Consider the following 18,027-nt stretch of genomic DNA (forward strand, 5'->3'; position numbering starts at 1 on the left):
AAGCGGAATTCTAGCCGGTAGCGCCGGCCACGGGCCGGTACACGCCATCGCGGCGCGCCATCGTCCCATGATCTGCGCAACAACCGCGGGCCCCGGCGGCGCCAGCCAGGCTCCGCGCCTTTGGGGCGCCCCGGACTCGGGGGACGCAACACTCCATGCCGGTCGCTGGCCGGCATCTGCGCCGATGCCCGGGATGCGGGGGCGCCGGCCGCCGGCACTACCCCGCGAATTCAGACCAGCGAGGAAACGATGGGAATCCCGGCGCGCGGGCGCTTGCCCAGTTCCTCGATCATCCGCTGCGCCGCGGCCACATAGGCCTGGGACGCCGCCGATTCCGGCACCGCCGCCACGATCGGCGTGCCGGCGTCGCCCTGTTCGCGGATGCCAATCTCCAGCGGCAGCGAGCCCAGCAACGGCACACCGTACTGCGCCGCCATGCGCTGGCCGCCGCCCTCGCCGAATAGGTGCTCGACGTGGCCGCAGCTCGAGCAGGTATGCACCGCCATGTTCTCGACGATGCCCAGCACCGGCACCTCGACCTTCTCGAACATCTTCAACGCCTTGCGCGCATCCAGGGTGGCGATGTCCTGCGGCGTGGTCACGACCACCGCCCCGGCCACCGGGATCTTCTGCGCCAGGGTCAGCTGGATGTCGCCGGTGCCCGGCGGCAGGTCGACCAGCAGGTAGTCCAGGTCGTCCCAGCGGGTGTCGTTGAACAGCTGGGTCAGCGCCGACGTCGCCATCGGCCCGCGCCAGATCATCGGCGAGTCCTGCTCGACCAGGAACCCGATCGACATGGTCTCCACCCCGAACGCCCGCATCGGCTCGATCGACTTGTTGTCCGGGCTCTCCGGCCGCCCGCTCAGCCCCAGCATCGCCGGCACGCTCGGCCCGTAGATGTCGGCGTCCAGCACCCCCACCCGCGCCCCCAGCCGCTGCAGCGCCACGGCCAGGTTCACCGCCGTCGTCGACTTGCCCACCCCGCCCTTGCCGGACCCCACGGCGATGACATTGCGGATGCGGGGATGGGGGGAGAGGCCCTTTTGCACCTGATGGGCGCCACCCCGTGGAACAGACCGACTCACGTGGAACCTCTACATTTCCAAAGGTGGAACTATAACCGGTGCGATATGCGAGATGGACCGGCAGGCGGCAAGCAGGCAATGGCACCCGGCGAAATGTGTGGCCAATCGCGCCGGCGGACACCAGGCGAAGAGAAGCGCGCCGCCTTCAACGCCCCCAGAGCCAATCGACTGGAAGCCGCATTTCCGTCGATCCAAGCACTTCTGCAGTCTTTCTGCCGGCATGTTGCCGTCTTTGCCCCGAATTCTTGCCGATCCTGGCGGCGACCTTGCCAGATCCGTGCTTTATGACTTTGGAGTGAACAGTTGACCCCAAAGATTAACTGTGTGTTAACTTCACACTATCGGCAATTGAAACGATTTCGCCTGTAACAAAAGCATGCCACTTCACGGCTTCCCTTCCTCTCTCGCCGATCAAGGGGAAGCCTTGGATTCCATACAACGTAAGGGGACATTGATGACTTACCGGAATTCGCTCAGCCGCAACCCGCTGAGCTTCGCCTTGATATCCGCACTGGCGTTCACCGCCACGGCGCCGGCCTTCGCGCAGGAAGCCGCGGAACAGGCAACCACCAATTCGGGCCACCGTGCCACGACCGAACTGGACAAGGTCACGGTGACCGGTTCGCGCATCAAGCGCACCGAAGTCGAAGGCCCCGCACCCGTCACGATCGTGACCGCCGCAGACATCGAGAAGCAGGGCTTCAGCACCGTCTACGACGCGCTCAACACCTTGAGCCAGTTCACCGGCTCGGTTCAGAACGAGCTCAATGCCAACGGCTTCACGCCGAACGGCAGCTTCCTGAACCTGCGTGGCCTGGGCCCGGGTTACCAGCTCGTCCTGATCAACGGTCGCCGCGCAGCCGACTATCCGCTGCCCTACAACGGCCAGTCCAATGCGGTGAACCTGGCCAACATCCCGGCCGCCGCCATCGACCGAATCGAAGTCCTGGCCGGCGGCGCATCCGCCATCTACGGCTCCGATGCCGTTGCCGGCGTGGTCAACATCATCATGAAGACCAACTTCGACGGCGACCTGTTCAGCGTGCGCGCGGGCACCACGACGCGTGGCGGCGGCGACACCGGTCGCTTCCAGTGGGTCGGCGGCAAGACCAGCGAACGCGCCAGCCTGACCTATGCGTTCGAATTCCTTGGCCGCGAAGCGATCTACGCGCGTCAGCGCAAGTTCATGGATTCCACACTCGACGATCCGTCCCTCACCGATCCGGCCCAGGCCACTTCCTACCCCGGTATCCGCTATACCGCCTGGGTGGATGCCAACGGCAATCCGACCGCCAACCCGAATGCCCCGGGCCGCAAGCTCGGTTGGCTGATGGCCGACAATCTCAGCGAGACCTGCGGCCGCTTCGCCGAGTTCGATCCGGTGACCGCCAGTGGCCAGGCCTATTGCGGCTATTTCGGCTATCCGGCCGGCCAGTCGATCCGCAATTCCGACAAGACCTACAACACCTACGCATACGGTACGTATGACGTGACCGACTCGACCCAGGCATGGGCGCAGTTGAGTTACAGCAACAGCCAGGCCACCGTTGCCTCCAGCTCCCGCTTCTTCAGCAGCGCCGCGGTGCTCGGCAGCAACAACTTCTATGATCCGAACATCGGCGGCGTCGTCGGCAACGTCTATCGCTTCATCACGCCGAGCGAAATCGGTGGCGGCGGCGGCCAGCCCAGCAAGTACAAGGAACAGTCGCTGGACGTCGCCGCGGGCCTGCGCGGCTCGATGCTCGATGGCCGCTTCGACTGGGATGCCACCGTTTCCCATTCCCGCTACGAAGCCGACGAAGAGTACAACTGGCTGGTGCAGTCGAAGGTCCGCGACCTGTTCTTCGGCCCGCGCCTGGGCACCCACGCCGGCACCGGTTACGGCATCTATGCGATGAACATGGACCGCCTGCTCAAGCCGCTCAGCTCGGCCGATGTCAAGGCCATCAGCTCGTCCTACAAGAACGAGTCGTCCTCCCAGGTCACCCAGGGCTCGCTGGTCATCAGCGGCGACCTGTTCGAGATGCCGGCCGGCAGCCTGTCCATGGCCGCGGTGCTTGAAGCGGCTGGCCAGAAGTACGACGTCAGCCCCGATGCCCGCGCGCGCCTCGACTACGAAGGCGACGATGCTCCGATGGGCCTGACTTCGACGGGCGGTACCGGTACGCGCGATCGCTACTCGGCAGGCCTGGAGTTCAGCATTCCGCTGCTTTCCTCGCTGAAGGCCAACCTCGCGGGCCGTTACGACAAGTTCGACGACGCCAGCGACGTCAACGGCGCGTTCACCTGGTCCTCGGGCCTGGAGTGGCGTCCGATCAACAGCCTGCTGCTGCGCGGCTCCTACGCCACCAGCTTCAAGGCGCCGGACATGCACTATATCTACGCCGGCGAATCGGGCTTCTACACCTATGCGTTCGACGAATACGCCTGCCGTGCGGCCGGCCTGAACCCCACCAGCACCGCGGACTGCGGCGGCTCGCTGTACCACCCGCAGGTCTTCGGCACCCGCAAGGGCGATCCGCGCCTGAAGGCAGAAGAAGGCAAGTCCTTCACCGCTGGCGTGGTGTGGGACATCATGGATGACCTCTCGCTGACCGTCGATTACTACAACATCGAACTGGAAGGTGCGATCAGCGACCTGACCGGCCGGCTCTACCGCGACGAAGCGGCCTGCCGTCTGGGCACCAACCGCGATGGCTCGCCGATCGACGCGAACTCCGACCGCTGCGTCGAAGTGCTGGATCGCGTGATGCGCGACAGCAACGGTGACATCGTCGAGATCGCGACCTACCCGCAGAACCAGGCCATGACCAAGACCGCGGGCATCGATGCCTCCGCGGACTACAAGCTCACCACCGATCGCATGGGCAAGTTCGGCGCCAAGGTGGCATGGACCCACGTCCTGAAGCTGGATGTGCAGCAGTACGACGGCGAGGTGTTCGAGAATCGCCGCGACCACAAGCAGTACTTCAACTTCCGCAGCCGCCTCAACTGGGAAGTCAACTGGGAACGTGACGACTGGGCTGCCAGCGTCTACGGCTACCGTTGGGGTTCGCTGCCGAACTGGGCCGAAACCGGCCGCATCGCGCCGCACATCATCTGGAACACCAACATCCGCAAGAAGATCACCAACAAGGCCACGGTGGGTCTGTACGTGAACAACGTATTCGACAAGATCCACCCGAGGGACGATACCTACAACTCGTATCCGTACTTCTTCTACACCTTCAGCCCGGTTGGCCGCGAAGTCTTCATCCAGTTCGACTACAAGTTCAACTGATAGGCGACGCAGCATCGGAAAGCCCGGCTCCGGCCGGGCTTTCCTTTGTTGCTCCACCGATACCCGTTCAACTCCTGGAGAACACTCTTGAAATGCATTCTGCCCCTGCTGGCAGTGGCCATGTCCGGCGCCATCGCCGATGCACATGCCGCCACTTCGCAGCCGATCAAGGATTTCGTGGGCCATGCCACGTATGGCACCGTCAAGATCTCCCCGACCGGCGAGTACCTCGCCATCACCGTCGACCAGGGCGACCAGGACGTACTGACCGTCCTGCGCACCAGCGACCTGAAGGTCCTGAAGATCAACCAGCTTCCCGAAAAGAAGAGCATCGGCTCCTTCTACTGGACCAGCCCCGAGCGGCTGATGTTCAATTCCGTGAAGAAGATGGGCGGCTACGCCCAGCCCAGCCCCACCGGTGAGTGGTATGCGGTCAATGCCGACGGCAGCCAGCCGCGGCCCCTGATCCATTACGGCGCGCAGGACAGCACCCAGCGTGGCAAGACCGTCGGCAACCAGGGATTCTCGCTGCTGGATACGCTCCGGGATGACGACCAGAACGTCATCATGCAGTCGATCTCCTACCGCTCTTCGGAAGGCGGCAATACCGAAGTAGTGAAGATGGACACGCTGACCGGCCGCCGCACCTCGCTTGGCCGCGCGCCCAAGGAGAACTGCAGCATCGCCCTGGATGCGGAAAAAATGCCGCGCTTCGCGATCTGCTCCTCCAGCAAGAACGAGGACGGCGAATACGAGGAACGCAGCGAACTGTATCGACGCGACGGCAGCAGCTGGACGCTGCTCAATTCGTCGAAGTCCGACGGCAAGCATCTGGACGTGGTCCGCACCACGCACGAAGGAACGGTCTACGCCAGCGAGGACGACGAAAAGGCACCTGCGGCCATCGGCACGCTCGATGTCACGACCGGCACGTTCAACAAGCTGTTCCAGGACCCTGTCGCCGAAGTCTCGGACATGATCTGGTCCACGGACGACAACACCCTCATCGGCGTGGTCACTGAAGCCGGCACGCCCGCGGTCAAGCTGCTGAACGAGGATCATCCCGACGCCGAGATCTACGCCTCGCTGGCGTCGGCGTTCGAAGGCCAGATGGTGGACTTCTCCAGCTATACGCAGGATGGCAAGAAGATCATCGTAAGCGTCTACAGCGACAACAATCCGGGCGAGCTCTATCTCTACGACCGCGATACCGGGAAGGCCCGCTTCCTGATGGCAAGGCGCCCCCAGCTCAACAAGGCGCAGATGGCGTCCATCCGGTCGTTCAGCTTGACGACCAAGGACGGGAAGCGGATCTACGGCTACCTGACCATTCCCCACGGCTCCGACGGCAAGAACCTGCCGCTGATCGTCAATCCGCACGGCGGTCCCATCGGCCCCCGCGACAACTGGGGCTTCAATCCGGAGACCCAGCTGTTCGCCAGCCGCGGCTACGCGACGCTGCAGGTGAACTTCCGCGGCTCCAGCGGATATGGCAAGGCTTTCCAGGACGCCGGCCACCGCCAGTGGGACCAGGGAATCCAGAACGACATCCTGGAAGCCACGCATTGGGCCATCGACAACGGCTACGTCAATCGCGATCGCATCTGCATCTACGGCGGCAGCTTCGGCGGCTACTCGGCGCTGATGGCCCCGATCCGCGAACCGGGACTGTTCCAATGTGCATTCGGCTATGTCGGCGTCTACGACGTGGACATGCTGTTCAAGAAGGGCGACATCCCGCAGCGGGATTCGGGCCTGCGCTACCTGCGCAGGACCCATGGTTCCGACCGCGCCGACTGGAACCGCGCCTCGCCGGCACTGCGTGCGGGCGAGGTCAAGATTCCGGTCTACCTCGCCGCGGGCGCACGCGACGAGCGTGCCGTCCCCGAACAGACGGAGCTGATGAACAAGGCGTTGATCGCCGCTGGCAACAAACCTGAAGGGATGATCATCCAGTCGGGCGAGATGCACGGTTTCTACGGCGAGGAAGCCCGGGTGAACCTCTACACCGAAATGCTGAACTTCTTCCAGCGCCATATCGGCGATGGCAAGGGCAGCGTGGGCAACTCGACGCCGGTTTCCGAGGCGAAGTAAATCCCGGTCACATCGGCCACGCCGATGCGTCCTGGCAGCATGGCAATGGAGGCTACGGCCTCCATTGCCTTTTCGGCCAATGACTTCTGGCCGTTCACGCCCCTTCCGCTTTCACCGACCATGTCGCCAAGACATGGAATGCACAAGGACCCCGCATGATTCGCAAGACCCCCATCGCCCTGGCCGCGCTGCTCGTGTTCGCCACCGCCGCGCCGGTAGTGGCGGGCAACAATGCTGCGGCGCCGGCCGATCCCACCGAGGATCAGCTGATGATCACGGCCGGCTTCCTGAATGGCCACCCGGACCTGCGCTTCCGCCTGCTGGGCCTGGAGAAGCACAAGGCAGGCGACCGCGAAAAGGCTTTCCAGTATTTCCAGTACGCCTCGTTCTATGGAGACAAGCCCTCGCAGGGGATGGTCGCCGAAATGCTCTGGACCGGCGTGGGCACCGCCGAGGATCGCGCGTTGGCCTATGCCTGGATGGACCTCGCCGCCGAGCGCGGATACGAAGGGTTCGCGGGGTTGCGCGAACGTTATTGGGCGGAGCTGTCCGAAAGCGAGCGCACCAGGGCGATAAGCCTGGGACAGGACATCTACGCGCGCTATGGCGATGCCGCCGCGCTGCCGCGCATCGCCACCAAGCTGCGCCGCGAGCGCCGGGCGTTGACCGGCAGCCGCACGGGCTTTGCCGGGAACGTCAAGATCATCGTTCCTACGGCCAGTGGCACCACCCAGATCGATGGCACCAAGTTCTATGACGACCGCTACTGGGATCCCGCCAAGTACCAGGCGTGGCAGGACTCGGTGTGGATGAAACCGCGTATCGCCACGGTCAACGTCGGTTCTGCCCAACAGATCCCCGCCGATGCACAGCCGCCCCGTATACCCGCGGTCGCGCCGCTGCAGGACGTTTCGGAACCGGATGCGGGCAATGAAATGCCCCGCATTGAAGGCATCGGCGACAAGCCCTGAGGGACAGAGGCATCGCCCGCCGTCAGCGAGCGATGCCTCAACTGCAGGGCGACGCCGGCAAACGCTGATGGCCGCCTGGCAATAACCCACAACAGCCGCTCTTAGCGGCTGTTGTTTTTTAGAATCGCCCGCGCCGCGTTGTGCCCCGGCGCTCCAGTCACACCGCCCCCCGGATGCGTGCCCGAACCACACAGGTACAACCCGGGGATCGCGCCGCGGTAGTCGGCCTGGCCCAGCATGGGCCGGGCGCTGAACAGCTGGTTGAGGCTCAGCGCGCCGTGGAAGATGTCGCCGCCGATCAGGCCGAAGGTCCGCTCCAGATCGAGCGGACTGAGGATCTGCCGGCCCAGTACCGAGGCGGCGAAGCCGGGGGCGTGGCGCTCGACGGTGGCGATCATCAGGTCGGCCACTTCCTCGCGGTGGTCGTCCCAGCTGCGTCCGTCCGGCAGCTGCGGGGCGACGTGCTGGCAGAACAGGCTGGCGACATGCTGGCCCGGGGGCGCCAATGAATCGTCCAGCGTGCTGGGAATCAGCATTTCCACCACCGGTTCGCGCGACCAGCCGTGGCGGCGCGCGTCCTGCCAGGCGCGGTCCATGTAGTCCAGGCTGGGGGCGATGATGATGCCGGCGGTGAGGTGGTCGCCCTGCCCCGGCAATACGCTGAAATCCGGCAGGCGCGACAGCGCCACGTTCATGCGGAAGGTGCCCGAGCCGCAGCGCCAGTTCGCCATGCGCTCGCGGGTAGCAGCCGGCACATCCGCCGGCGCCAGCAACCGCTCGTACAGCAGTTTCGGGTTCACGTTCGCGACCACCGCGCGGGCATGGATGATCTCGCCGGCATCGGTCACCACGCCCGTCGCCCGGCCGCCTTCCACCAGCACGCGCTCCACCCCCGCGCCGGTGCGGATGACAGCGCCCGATTCGATCGCCGAACGCGCCATGGCCTGGGTGATCGCGCCCATCCCGCCGATCGCGTGCCCCCACGCGCCCTTGACGCCGTTGCTCTGCCCGAACACGTGGTGCAGCAGCACGTAGGCAGTACCCGGCGCATACGGGCTGGCGTAGTTGCCGACGATGCCGTCGAAGCCGAACAGCGCCTTGATCGGTTCGCTTTCGAACCAGCGGTCCAGGTACTCTGCCGCGGAGATGGTGAACAGGTCCAGCAGTTCCTGCTTCAGGCCGGCGTCCAGCCCCTGCAGGCGCCGCCCCAGCTGGCCAGCCTTCCACAGTTCCGGCAGCGCGCGCAGCCAGCCCCCGTCGGTCACGTTCGGCGGGGGCTGCAGCGCCACCGCGCGCAGCACGTCGGCGAACATTTCCAGGCGCTGCTCGTAGGCGGGCAGGCGCTCGGCGTCGCGGGCGGAGAACTTCGCCACCTCCCGGCGGGTGCGCCCGCCGCCGGCCAGCAGGTAGCGGCCTCCGGGCAGCGGCAGGAAGTTGTTGATCCGCCGCGGCACCACGCGCAGGCCGTGGCGTTCGAGCGCAAGGTCCTCGATCACCCTGGGCTGCAGCAGGGACACGGTGTAGGACGCCACCGAGTTGCGGAAACCGGGGTGGAATTCCTCGGTGACCGCGGCGCCGCCGACCACGTCGCGCCGCTCCAGCACCAGCACCCGTTTGCCGGCCCTGGCCAGGTAGGCCGCGCAGACCAGTCCGTTGTGGCCGCCGCCCACCAGCACCGCATCCCACTGCCGCGAAGAGTTGTCTGCCATGGGGACCTGTATATCACCCGCCGCCCGCCGCCGGCCCCGGCAACCGGCATGACCTTCGACACCCTTTCGGCGACGGTTACAGGCGTATCTTCTGCGCACGCCCCTGTGATCGGGGTCTCACCCCATGCACCGAATCCGGCCTGGAGGCCTCCTGTGATCGTTCGCAAACCCCAGATTCTCCTGCTGACCCTGGCCGTCTCGGCCGCGCTGGTCGGCTGCAAGAAAGAAGAAACCCCGGCCGCGGCCGTCGCCACGCCGGCGCCCGAGGCCGCCGCCGAACTGAAGCTGGACGAGTCCAAGCTGCCGGCCTACAACGCCTTCACCGCGGCCGACCTGGACCCGAGCAAGGACGCCTGCACCGACTTCGGCGGCTACGTCAACGACAAGTGGCTGAGCGCCAACGAGATCCCGGCCGACCGCACCAGCTGGGGTGCCTTCACCATCCTGGACGAGCGCTCGGTCGCCGTGCAGCACCAGCTGGCCGAGCAGGCCGCGGCGATCAAGAACGCCACCGGCGTGGAGAAGATCGTCGGCGACTTCTGGGCCTCGGGCATGGATGAAGCCAAGATCAATGCGCTGGGCATCACCCCGCTGAAGGCCGACCTGGACGCCATCGACGCCCTGCAGGACAAGGACGCCATCGCCAACTACCTGCGCACCAGCGCGGCCAAGGGCGAGAACGTGCTGTTCGGCTTCGGTCCGGAAGCGGACTTCAAGAATTCGTCGGTGAACATGGCCTACGCCAGCCAGGGCGGCCTGGGCCTGCCGGACACCACCTACTACACCGACGCCAAGAAGGCCGACAAGCTCAAGGCCTACCAGGCGCACGTGGCCAAGGTGCTGGAACTGTCCGGCGTGGCCGCGGCCGATGCCGCCAAACAGGCCGAGGACGTGGTCAAGTTCGAGACCCGCCTGGCCAAGGCCTCCAAGTCCAGCGTCGAGCTCTCGCGCGACGTGTCGCTGTACTACAACCCGGTCACCGTCGCCGACGCCGATAAGCTCACCCCGAACTTCAGCTGGAGCAAGTTCTTCGAGGCGCAGGGCGTGGCCACGCCGGAGAAGTTCTCGCTGGCGATCCCGGGCTTCCACCAGGAAGTGAGCAAGATGCTGGGCGACACCGACCCGGCCATGTGGCGCACCTACCTGCGCTTCCACACCGTCGACGGCGCCTCGCCGTACCTGAGCGATGCCTTCGTACAGGAGAACTACGCGTTCTACGGCAAGGAGCTCAACGGCCAGAAGGAAATCAAACCGCGCTGGAAGCGCGTGCTGGGCACCATCGAGAACGACGCCGGCGAAGCCTTCGGCCAGATGTACGTCAAGGTCGCCTTCTCGCCGGAAGCCAAGGCCAAGATGGAAGAACTGGTGAAGAACCTGGCCGCCGCGCTGAAGGACCGCATCCAGAACCTGCCGTGGATGAGCGAGGAGACCAAGGCCAAGGCCATCGCCAAGTGGGAGACCTTCACCCCGAAGATCGGCTACCCGGACAAGTGGCGCGACTGGAGCGGCCTGCAGACCTCGCATGACGACTACCTGGGCAACATCCGCGCCGCGAACGCGTTCAACTACAAGTTCGCGCTGTCCAAGATCGGCCAGCCGGTGGACAAGACCGAGTGGGGCATGACCCCGCAGACGGTCAACGCCTACTACAACCCGCTGCAGAACGAGATCGTGTTCCCGGCCGCCATCCTGCAGCCGCCGTTCTTCGACCCGAACGCCGACGACGCGCTGAACTACGGCGGCATCGGCGCGGTGATCGGCCACGAGATGACCCACGGTTACGACGACCAGGGCAGCCGCTTCGGGCCGACCGGCAACTTCGAGAACTGGTGGAGCGAGGCCGACGCCAAGGGCTTCTCCGGCCTGACCGGCAAGCTGGTCAAGCAGTTCGACGCGTACAAGGTCGGCGACCAGAACGTCAACGGCTCGCTGACCCTGGGCGAGAACATCGCCGACCTGGGCGGCCTGGCCACGGCCTACGACGCCCTGCAGAAGGCCAGCGCCGGCAAGGAAGACCCGAAGGTCGACGGCTTCACCCGCGACCAGCGCTTCTTCTTCAACTGGGCCACCGTGTGGCGTACCAAGTACACCCCGGAGAACGCCAAGGTCCGCCTGGCCACCGACCCGCACGCACCGGCGCAGTTCCGCGCCATGGGCGCGCCGTCGAACCTGCCGACCTTCGCCGCCGCCTTCCAGTGCAAGGCCGGCGCGCCGATGGCCCGTACCGGCGACAAGCAGGTGGTGATCTGGTAAGCCGCGGCTGAAACCACGGTACCGACGAAGGCCCGGAGCGATCCGGGCCTTCGCTTTTTCCGGTGCGTGTTCCCGTGTCCGGCAGTGCGCGGCGGCGGTTCCGCCCACGGCCGGCGCGGCATGGCCGGGGCGCTGCACGAGGTAAATGTACGGCAGCGCCGTCCCGCACCGCGGCCGACGGCACGACGACACCCGCGCCGGTGCCGGCTTGTTAAACTCCGCCCACTTTCAATCCATGATGGATTCGCTGCACATGCCCACTCTCCGTCCGCTTTCCCTGGCACTGGCCTTCGGCCTGGCCGCCGCGCTGTCCGCGCCAGGCGCCGATGCCGCGCGCAAGAAGGCCGCGCCCCGCGCGCCAGCGGTCAGCCCCGCCTGTACCGATTTCTACGAGCAGGCCAACGCGGACTGGCTCAAGGCCAATCCGGTGCCGCAGGTCGGCGCGGTGACGGCGCTGGGGCAGCTGGCGGAGAACGCGCGCGACCAGCAGCGCCAGCTGCTGGACCGCGCGATGACGGCGCCACAGGGCAACGTGCAGAAACTGCTGGGCGACTTCTGGGCCAGCGGCCTGGACGAGGCGGCGGTGGAGGCCGACGGCTCCAAGCCGATCGCGCCGCTGCTGGGCCGCATCAACGCGATCAAGAAGGCCAAGGACATCCCCGCCTCGATCGCCGCGCTGCACCAGGTCGGCATCCCGGTGGCGTTCAACTTCGCCCCGGACGTGGACCTGAAGGCGCTGGACCGCCACATCGGCTACTTCATGCAGGGCGGCATGGGCCTGCCCGACCCGGCCTTCTACACCCGTACCGATGCCGACACCGTCGCGCTGATGGGCCGCTACCGCGCCTACGTCAAGCAGATCCTGGCGCTGACCGGCACCGCGGCCAACAGGCTCGACGCCGAATCGGCGCTGGTGATCCAGCTGGAGACCGAACTGGCGCGCAGCGCGCAGCCGCTGGCCGGCATCAACAACCCGTTCAACAACTATGCGCCGGTGTCCACCAAGGACCTGACCGGCCGCTACAAGAACCTGCAGCTGGACGCTTTCCTCAAGGCGCAGGGCGTCAACGACGACCTGGTGTCGCTGTCCGATCCGGCGTTGTTCCAGCAGCTCAACGGCCTGATCACGCGCCTGCCCGCCGAGCAGTGGAAGGCCTACCTGCGCTGGCGCGTGGGCGATGCGATGGCACCGTACCTGTCCAAGGCCTACCGCGACGCCGAATTCGAGTTCCGCGGCCGCGTGCTGCGCGGGCAGACGATCGCCCCGGCGCGCAGGGAGCAGGTGCTCGACGCCATCAACGTCGCCGCCGGCCCGATGCTGGGCCACGAGTACGCCGCCGCCTACGTCAGCCGCGACGCGCTGCGCCAGGCCGGGCTGATGGTCGACCAGATCCGCGAGGCGCAGATCGCCGCGGTCAAGCGCAGCACGTGGATGAGCGCCGAGGCCAAGGCCGAGGCCGAGGCCAAGCTGGCCGCGCTGAAGATCGAGATCGGCAAGCCGCTGCGCGACCTGGACTACACCGTGCAGCCGATGGGCCGCGGCAGCTTCGGCGGCAACATGCTGATCGCCTCGACCTGGCGCCACGCCCAGGAAATGAAGCGCATCGGCAAGGGCAACGCCGACCGCCGCTGGGACGTGCTGCCGCAGCAGCCGGCGCTGGCCTACGACCTGGCGCAGAACCGCCTGATCGTCACCGCCGCCGCGCTGCAGGGCCCGATCTTCACCGATGCCGCCGGACTGCCCGGCAAGTTCGGCGCCTACGGCGCGCTGGTCGCCCACGAGATCAGCCGCGCGATCGACGCCAAGGGCGCGCTGGTCGACGCCAAGGGCGAACTGCGCAGCTGGTGGACCCCGGCCGACAAGAGCGCCTGGACCCTGATCGGCAACCGCGTCGCCGCGCAGTACGCCGGCTACGCGTTCCCGGGGGTGAAGGACGCCAAGGTCAACGGCGAGCTGACCCGCGACGAGAACATGGCCGACATCTCCGGCATGGAGATCGCCTGGGAGGCCTTCGCCGCCGCGCAGCCCGAGGCCAAGCCGGCCGACCAGCAGGCCTTCTTCCGCGCCTGGGCCTCGCTGTGGCCGCAGCAGCTCTCGCCCAACGCGGCAGTGCAGCGGCTGACCGCCGAGGCCCGCGCGCCGGGCCGCTGGCGCACCAACGGCCCGCTGGCCAACCTGCCGGCCTTCGGCACGGCGTTCCAGTGCAAGCCGGGCCAGCCGATGCAGCGCACCGAGGCCGAGCAGATCAAGGTCTGGCGCTGACCGGCCGCGCCGCCACGCACCACGAAAAAGGCGCGGAATCCCGCGCCTTTTTCGTTCTCTGTCTTCGTAGGAGCGCAGCTTGCTGCGCGATGGAGACTTCTCGGTAAAGCCTCATCGCGCAGCAAGCTGCGCTCCTACGTGACGCGCGTTGCGCGTCACTTCACCCGGCGCAGGTGGTTCGGCCGCCCGCCACCGCCGCGCCGGTTGAACGGCGGCTGCCCGCGCCAGTAGCGGATCAGCAGCCAGCCGAACAGCATGCCGCCCAGGTGCGCGAAGTGCGCCACGCCCGGCTGCCAGCCGGTGAAACCCAGCATCAGTTCGATCGCACCGAACACGATCACGAAGGTGCGCGCCTTCATCGGGATCGGCGGGAACAGCAGCATCACCCGCTGGTTCGGGAACAGCATGCCGTAGGCCAGCAGCAGGCCGAACACGCCGCCGGAGGCGCCCAGCACCGGGCCGCCCTCGCCCACCAGCGCCGCCACCAGCAGCTGGCACAGGCCGGCGCCGGCCACGCACGCCAGGTAGTAAATGGCGAAGCGCTTCTCGCCCCAGGTCAGTTCCAGCGGCGCGCCGAACATGAACAATGCCAGCATGTTGAAGAACAGATGGCTGAAACCGCCGTGCAGGAAGCCGTAGGTCAGCAGCTGCCAGGGCTGGAAGTTCTGACCCGGCGAGAACGGATCGAAGCCACCGGAACTGATCGGCCACAGCATGAACGGCTCGAACGTTTCCAGCCCCAGCAGGAACGGCTGCTGGAGGACGAACAGGACGACGTTGGCGATCAGCAGCGCCTTGGTGACGGTGGGCAGTCGGGGAAACATGGCGGCATCCTTGGGAACTGCTGCCATGATAGCCGGGGATGCGTCATGGCCTTCGCCGATGCGTCATCGCTTCGGCAAGGTAAACCGCGGGTCCCATCTCGCGCTCCCATACCCCCACCGCTTCCCGCCGCCCTCCCCCTGGACTCAGGGGGAATGCGTCATCGCCTCCGCGCTGACGCCCCACGGTTTGCCGCGCAAACCGTGGGCCCCATCTCGTGCTTCCATACCCCGCCGCTTCGCGGCCGCCCCCTGACCCAGGGGGAATGCATCATCGCCTTCGCGCTGACGCCCCACGGTTTGCGGCGCAAACCGCGGGCTCCATCTCATGCTTCCATACCCCCGCCGCTTCGCGGCCGCCCCCTGACTCAGGGGGGAATGCGTCATCGCCTTCGCGCTGACGCCCCACGGTTTGCGGCGCAAACCGCAGGCCCCATCTCGTGCTTCCATACCCCCGCCGCTTCGCGGCCGCCCCCTGACTCAGGGGGCTTTCCTCCGGACACATCCGCGGGTGCCGGCTGTCAGCCGCACTCTCGATCCGCTCACTTGAAACCCGCGGGCGCGGTGTCCCCCTTTCGTTCCCCGCTCCTCTTCATTCGCTCCTGCTTCAGGCAGGTCCCCAGATCTGGGCATCCAGGTCACGCGCCGGGCGCTCGCGCTTGACCCGGCCGTTTTCGACCTGGACACCCTCGGCGCGCAGCCGCTGGCCCTGCTCGCGCCAGCCGGCCGAGCCCTCGGGCATGGCGATGCGCCCGTCCGAGCGCAGCACCCGGTGCCACGGCAGGCTCCGGTCCTCGTTGGCGCCGAGCAGCTTCGCCACCAGCCGCGCGCGGCCCGGCAATCCGGCCTTGGCCGCGACTTCGCCATAACCCATCACCTGCCCGCGCGGGATGGCGCGGATCACCGCCAGGATGCGCGCGTGCGTGGTGCCGGCAGCGTCGGCCGCACTCATCGCTTCCTGGCCACGCCGCTGCCCACCAGCAACACGCCCAGCAGCACCAGCACGGTGCCGGCGGTCTGCCACGGGCCCATCGGTTCGTCGAGCAGCCATACGCTCAGCACAATCGTGGATACCGGGCCCAGCATACTCACCTGCGCCGCCAGCGAGGAGCCGATGCGCTTGACCCCGACCATGATCGCCAGCACCGGCAGCACCGTGCACACGGTGCCGTTGAGCAGCGACAGCCAGTACACCGGCGCCGGCTGTTCCGCGAGCGCGGCCAGCGGCTGCAGCAGCAGGTACTGGCCGATGCACAGCGCGCAGGCCACGGTGCTGGCGTAGGCGGTCAGGCGCACCGCGCCGATCCGCGCCACCGCCTGCCCGCTGCCGAACAGATAGACCGCGTAGCTGAGCGCGCTGGCGAACACCAGCGCCGAGCCGATCAGCGTGCGCCGGCCGTCGAGCTGGATGTCGTGCCCGAACGCCAGCAGCACGCCGAGGTAGCTGACCAGCAGCGCGGCCACCTGCAGCCGCGTCGGCCGCTGCCGCAGCACCGCCAGCGCGATCAGCACCACCAGGGTCGGGCTGAGGTAGAGGATCAGCCGTTCCAGCGTCGCGCTGATGTACTGCAGTCCGAGGAAATCCAGGTAGCTGGACAGGTAGTAGCCGCTGAAGCCCAGCACCGCCACCCGCCACAGGTCGCCGCGCGACAGCGGCTGCGCCCGGCGCGTGGCCCACGCGCCCATCGCCACGAAGAACGGCAGCGCGACCAGCATGCGCAGCGCCAGCAGCGTGGTGGCGTCGGCGCCGTGGCGGTAGGCGAGCTTGACGATCACCGCCTTGCCGGAGGCGGCGATGGCGCCGAGGGCGGCCAGCAGCAGCCCGCCGGCGAGCAGGCGGCGCGAGGTGGTCGGCAGCGGCGAAGGAACGGGCGCCGGCGGCGCCGCGGCGGCGCGCCTGGAAGGAGCATTCACGGGATGACGGCATCGGGGGGAGATGGCCCCGGCATTATCCCGCCAGCGGCGCGCTCAGCGCATCAACACTACCTCCTCGGCCGAGGTCGGGTGGATCGCGACCGTGTCCGCCATCTGCCGGCGGGTCACCCCGGCCTTCAGCGCCACCGCGAACCCCTGCAGGATCTCCTCGGCGCCATCGCCCAAGAGGTGGAGGCCGACGACCCGCTCGTCCTCGCCGGCGCAGACCATCTTGAACAGCGTGCGCGTCCGTCCGTCGCCGAGCGCCTGCAGCATCGGCCGGAACCGGCTGTGGTACGTGCTGACCGTGTCGAAGCGGTCGCGCGCCTGTTCCTCGCTCAGCCCGACGCTGCCCAGCGGCGGGTGCGAGAACACCACGCTGGGCACGTTGTCGTAGTCCAGCCGCGCGTCCGGCTGGCCGCCGTACAGGCGATCCATCAGCCGGCGCGCGGCGGCGACCGCCACCGGCGTCAGCATCGCCTGCGCGGTCACATCGCCCACCGCGCTGATGCCGGGCACGGAGGTGTCCTGGAACGCATCGACCACGATGGCGCCCTGGTCGTCGAGCGCCACGCCCGCCGCTTCCAGCCCCAGCCCGCGCGTGCTCGGCGCGCGGCCGGTGGCGAACAGCACGGTATCGAACACGGCATCGGCCGGGCCGTCCCGCAGGTGCGCGTGGATGCCGTCCCCGCGCCGCTGCAGCGCCTGCACCTGGCATCCGAAGCGCACGACGATGCCCTGCTGGCGCAGGTTCTCCGCCAGCTGCGCGGTCATCTCCGCATCGAACTGCGACAGCAGTTCCCCGCCGCGCACCAGCAGCGTCACATCGCTACCCAGTCCATGCAGCACGCCGGCCAGTTCGACCGCGATATAGCCGCCGCCGACGATGGCCACCCGCGCCGGCGCGGCCTGCAGGGCGAAAAAATCGTCCGAGACGCCGCCCAGCCCGGCGCCGGGCAGGTCCGGCTTCAGCGCATGCGAGCCGGTGGCGATGACGATGTGCCGGGCATGCAGCCGGGTGCCGTCGCCGCATTCCACGGTGCGCGCGTCGAGCAGGCGGCCGCGCTGGGCGATGTGCGCCACGCCGGTGTCCTGCAGCCGCTGGCGGTAGCTGGCGTGGATGCCGTCGATGTACGCCTGCCGGCGCTGCAGCAATCGCGGCCAGGCCACCTGCGGCGCCGCCGGCACGTCGAACCCCAGCTGCGAGGCGAGCGCGATGCGTTCGGCCAGGTCGGCCGCCAGCCACATCGCCTTCTTCGGCACGCAGCCGACGTTGACGCAGGTGCCGCCCAGCAGCGCCGGTTCCAGCATCGCCACCGTCGCGCCGTGGGAGGCCGCGCGGAACGCCGCCGCCAGGCCGCCGGAGCCGCCGCCGAGCACCACCACGTCGAACGACTGCGGGCTCACCGGCAACACGCCAAGCGGCGGCGGAAAGGGTCGATCATCGGCGCATGCCCGGTGATGAATTCGGCCATCGGTTGTCCACTCCTGTTGCCCATGCTGATGGCGAGCATGCCATGTCCGGCTGTAGCGGGCCTGCAAATGCTTCCAGGGCCCGAAGCGGCAAGACCGGACGTTTCCTTCTCACTCCGGAGCGATCGGGCGGGCGATGCCCCTCTCCCGCTGGGAGAAGGCTT

Annotated in this window: 11 protein-coding genes; 5 read left to right on the forward strand and 6 right to left on the reverse strand. The window is 67.5% G+C overall.

Features of this window, described 5'->3' with window-relative positions:
- Positions 1-230: 230 nt before the first annotated feature.
- Positions 231-1,085, reverse strand: coding sequence for an iron-sulfur cluster carrier protein ApbC (gene apbC, locus CQ393_RS09155; protein ID WP_343199906.1), 855 nt, complete (start codon positions 1,083-1,085; stop codon positions 231-233).
- A gap of 454 nt (positions 1,086-1,539) precedes the next feature.
- Between apbC and CQ393_RS09160 the strand changes: the two genes are divergently transcribed.
- The 3 genes from CQ393_RS09160 to CQ393_RS09170 all read left to right on the forward strand — a co-directional run bounded on the left by CQ393_RS09160 (position 1,540) and on the right by CQ393_RS09170 (position 7,430).
- Positions 1,540-4,365 (forward strand): TonB-dependent receptor, encoded by a 2,826-nt coding sequence (locus CQ393_RS09160; protein ID WP_194269630.1) that lies wholly within the window; start codon positions 1,540-1,542, stop codon positions 4,363-4,365.
- Positions 4,366-4,452: 87 nt separating this feature from the next.
- Positions 4,453-6,459 (forward strand): prolyl oligopeptidase family serine peptidase, encoded by a 2,007-nt coding sequence (locus CQ393_RS09165; protein WP_228114389.1) that lies wholly within the window; start codon positions 4,453-4,455, stop codon positions 6,457-6,459.
- Positions 6,460-6,614: 155 nt separating this feature from the next.
- Complete coding sequence (locus tag CQ393_RS09170) at positions 6,615-7,430, forward strand: sel1 repeat family protein (RefSeq protein ID WP_153191254.1); 816 nt, start codon at positions 6,615-6,617, stop codon at positions 7,428-7,430.
- 101 nt (positions 7,431-7,531) lie between these two features.
- On the opposite strand, the gene CQ393_RS09175 is transcribed toward CQ393_RS09170, so the two are convergent.
- A complete protein-coding gene (locus CQ393_RS09175; RefSeq protein WP_153191255.1) occupies positions 7,532-9,139 on the reverse strand; it encodes an NAD(P)/FAD-dependent oxidoreductase in 1,608 nt (535 codons plus the stop codon).
- Positions 9,140-9,295: 156 nt separating this feature from the next.
- Between CQ393_RS09175 and CQ393_RS09180 the strand changes: the two genes are divergently transcribed.
- Both CQ393_RS09180 and CQ393_RS09185 read left to right on the forward strand, forming a co-directional pair.
- Complete coding sequence (locus tag CQ393_RS09180; protein WP_343199911.1) at positions 9,296-11,392, forward strand: M13-type metalloendopeptidase; 2,097 nt, start codon at positions 9,296-9,298, stop codon at positions 11,390-11,392.
- A 253-nt stretch (positions 11,393-11,645) separates the two neighbouring features.
- Positions 11,646-13,655: a M13 family metallopeptidase gene (locus CQ393_RS09185; protein ID WP_153191257.1), complete on the forward strand. Its 2,010-nt coding sequence runs from the start codon at positions 11,646-11,648 to the stop codon at positions 13,653-13,655.
- Positions 13,656-13,810: 155 nt separating this feature from the next.
- On the opposite strand, the gene CQ393_RS09190 is transcribed toward CQ393_RS09185, so the two are convergent.
- The 4 genes from CQ393_RS09190 to gorA all read right to left on the reverse strand — a co-directional run bounded on the left by CQ393_RS09190 (position 13,811) and on the right by gorA (position 17,803).
- Positions 13,811-14,479, reverse strand: a complete 669-nt coding sequence (locus CQ393_RS09190; protein ID WP_153191258.1) for a rhomboid family intramembrane serine protease — start codon at positions 14,477-14,479, stop codon at positions 13,811-13,813.
- 604 nt (positions 14,480-15,083) lie between these two features.
- A complete protein-coding gene (locus CQ393_RS09195) occupies positions 15,084-15,428 on the reverse strand; it encodes an MGMT family protein (protein ID WP_153191259.1) in 345 nt (114 codons plus the stop codon).
- Positions 15,425-16,333, reverse strand: coding sequence for a DMT family transporter (locus CQ393_RS09200; RefSeq protein WP_153191322.1), 909 nt, complete (start codon positions 16,331-16,333; stop codon positions 15,425-15,427). The genes CQ393_RS09195 and CQ393_RS09200 overlap by 4 nt, the downstream gene beginning before the upstream one ends.
- 111 nt (positions 16,334-16,444) lie before the next feature.
- Positions 16,445-17,803: a glutathione-disulfide reductase gene (gene gorA, locus CQ393_RS09205; protein WP_153191323.1), complete on the reverse strand. Its 1,359-nt coding sequence runs from the start codon at positions 17,801-17,803 to the stop codon at positions 16,445-16,447.
- Positions 17,804-18,027: the final 224 nt, after the last annotated feature.

Source organism: Stenotrophomonas sp. MYb238 (assembly GCF_009496535.1).
Lineage (GTDB): Bacteria > Pseudomonadota > Gammaproteobacteria > Xanthomonadales > Xanthomonadaceae > Stenotrophomonas.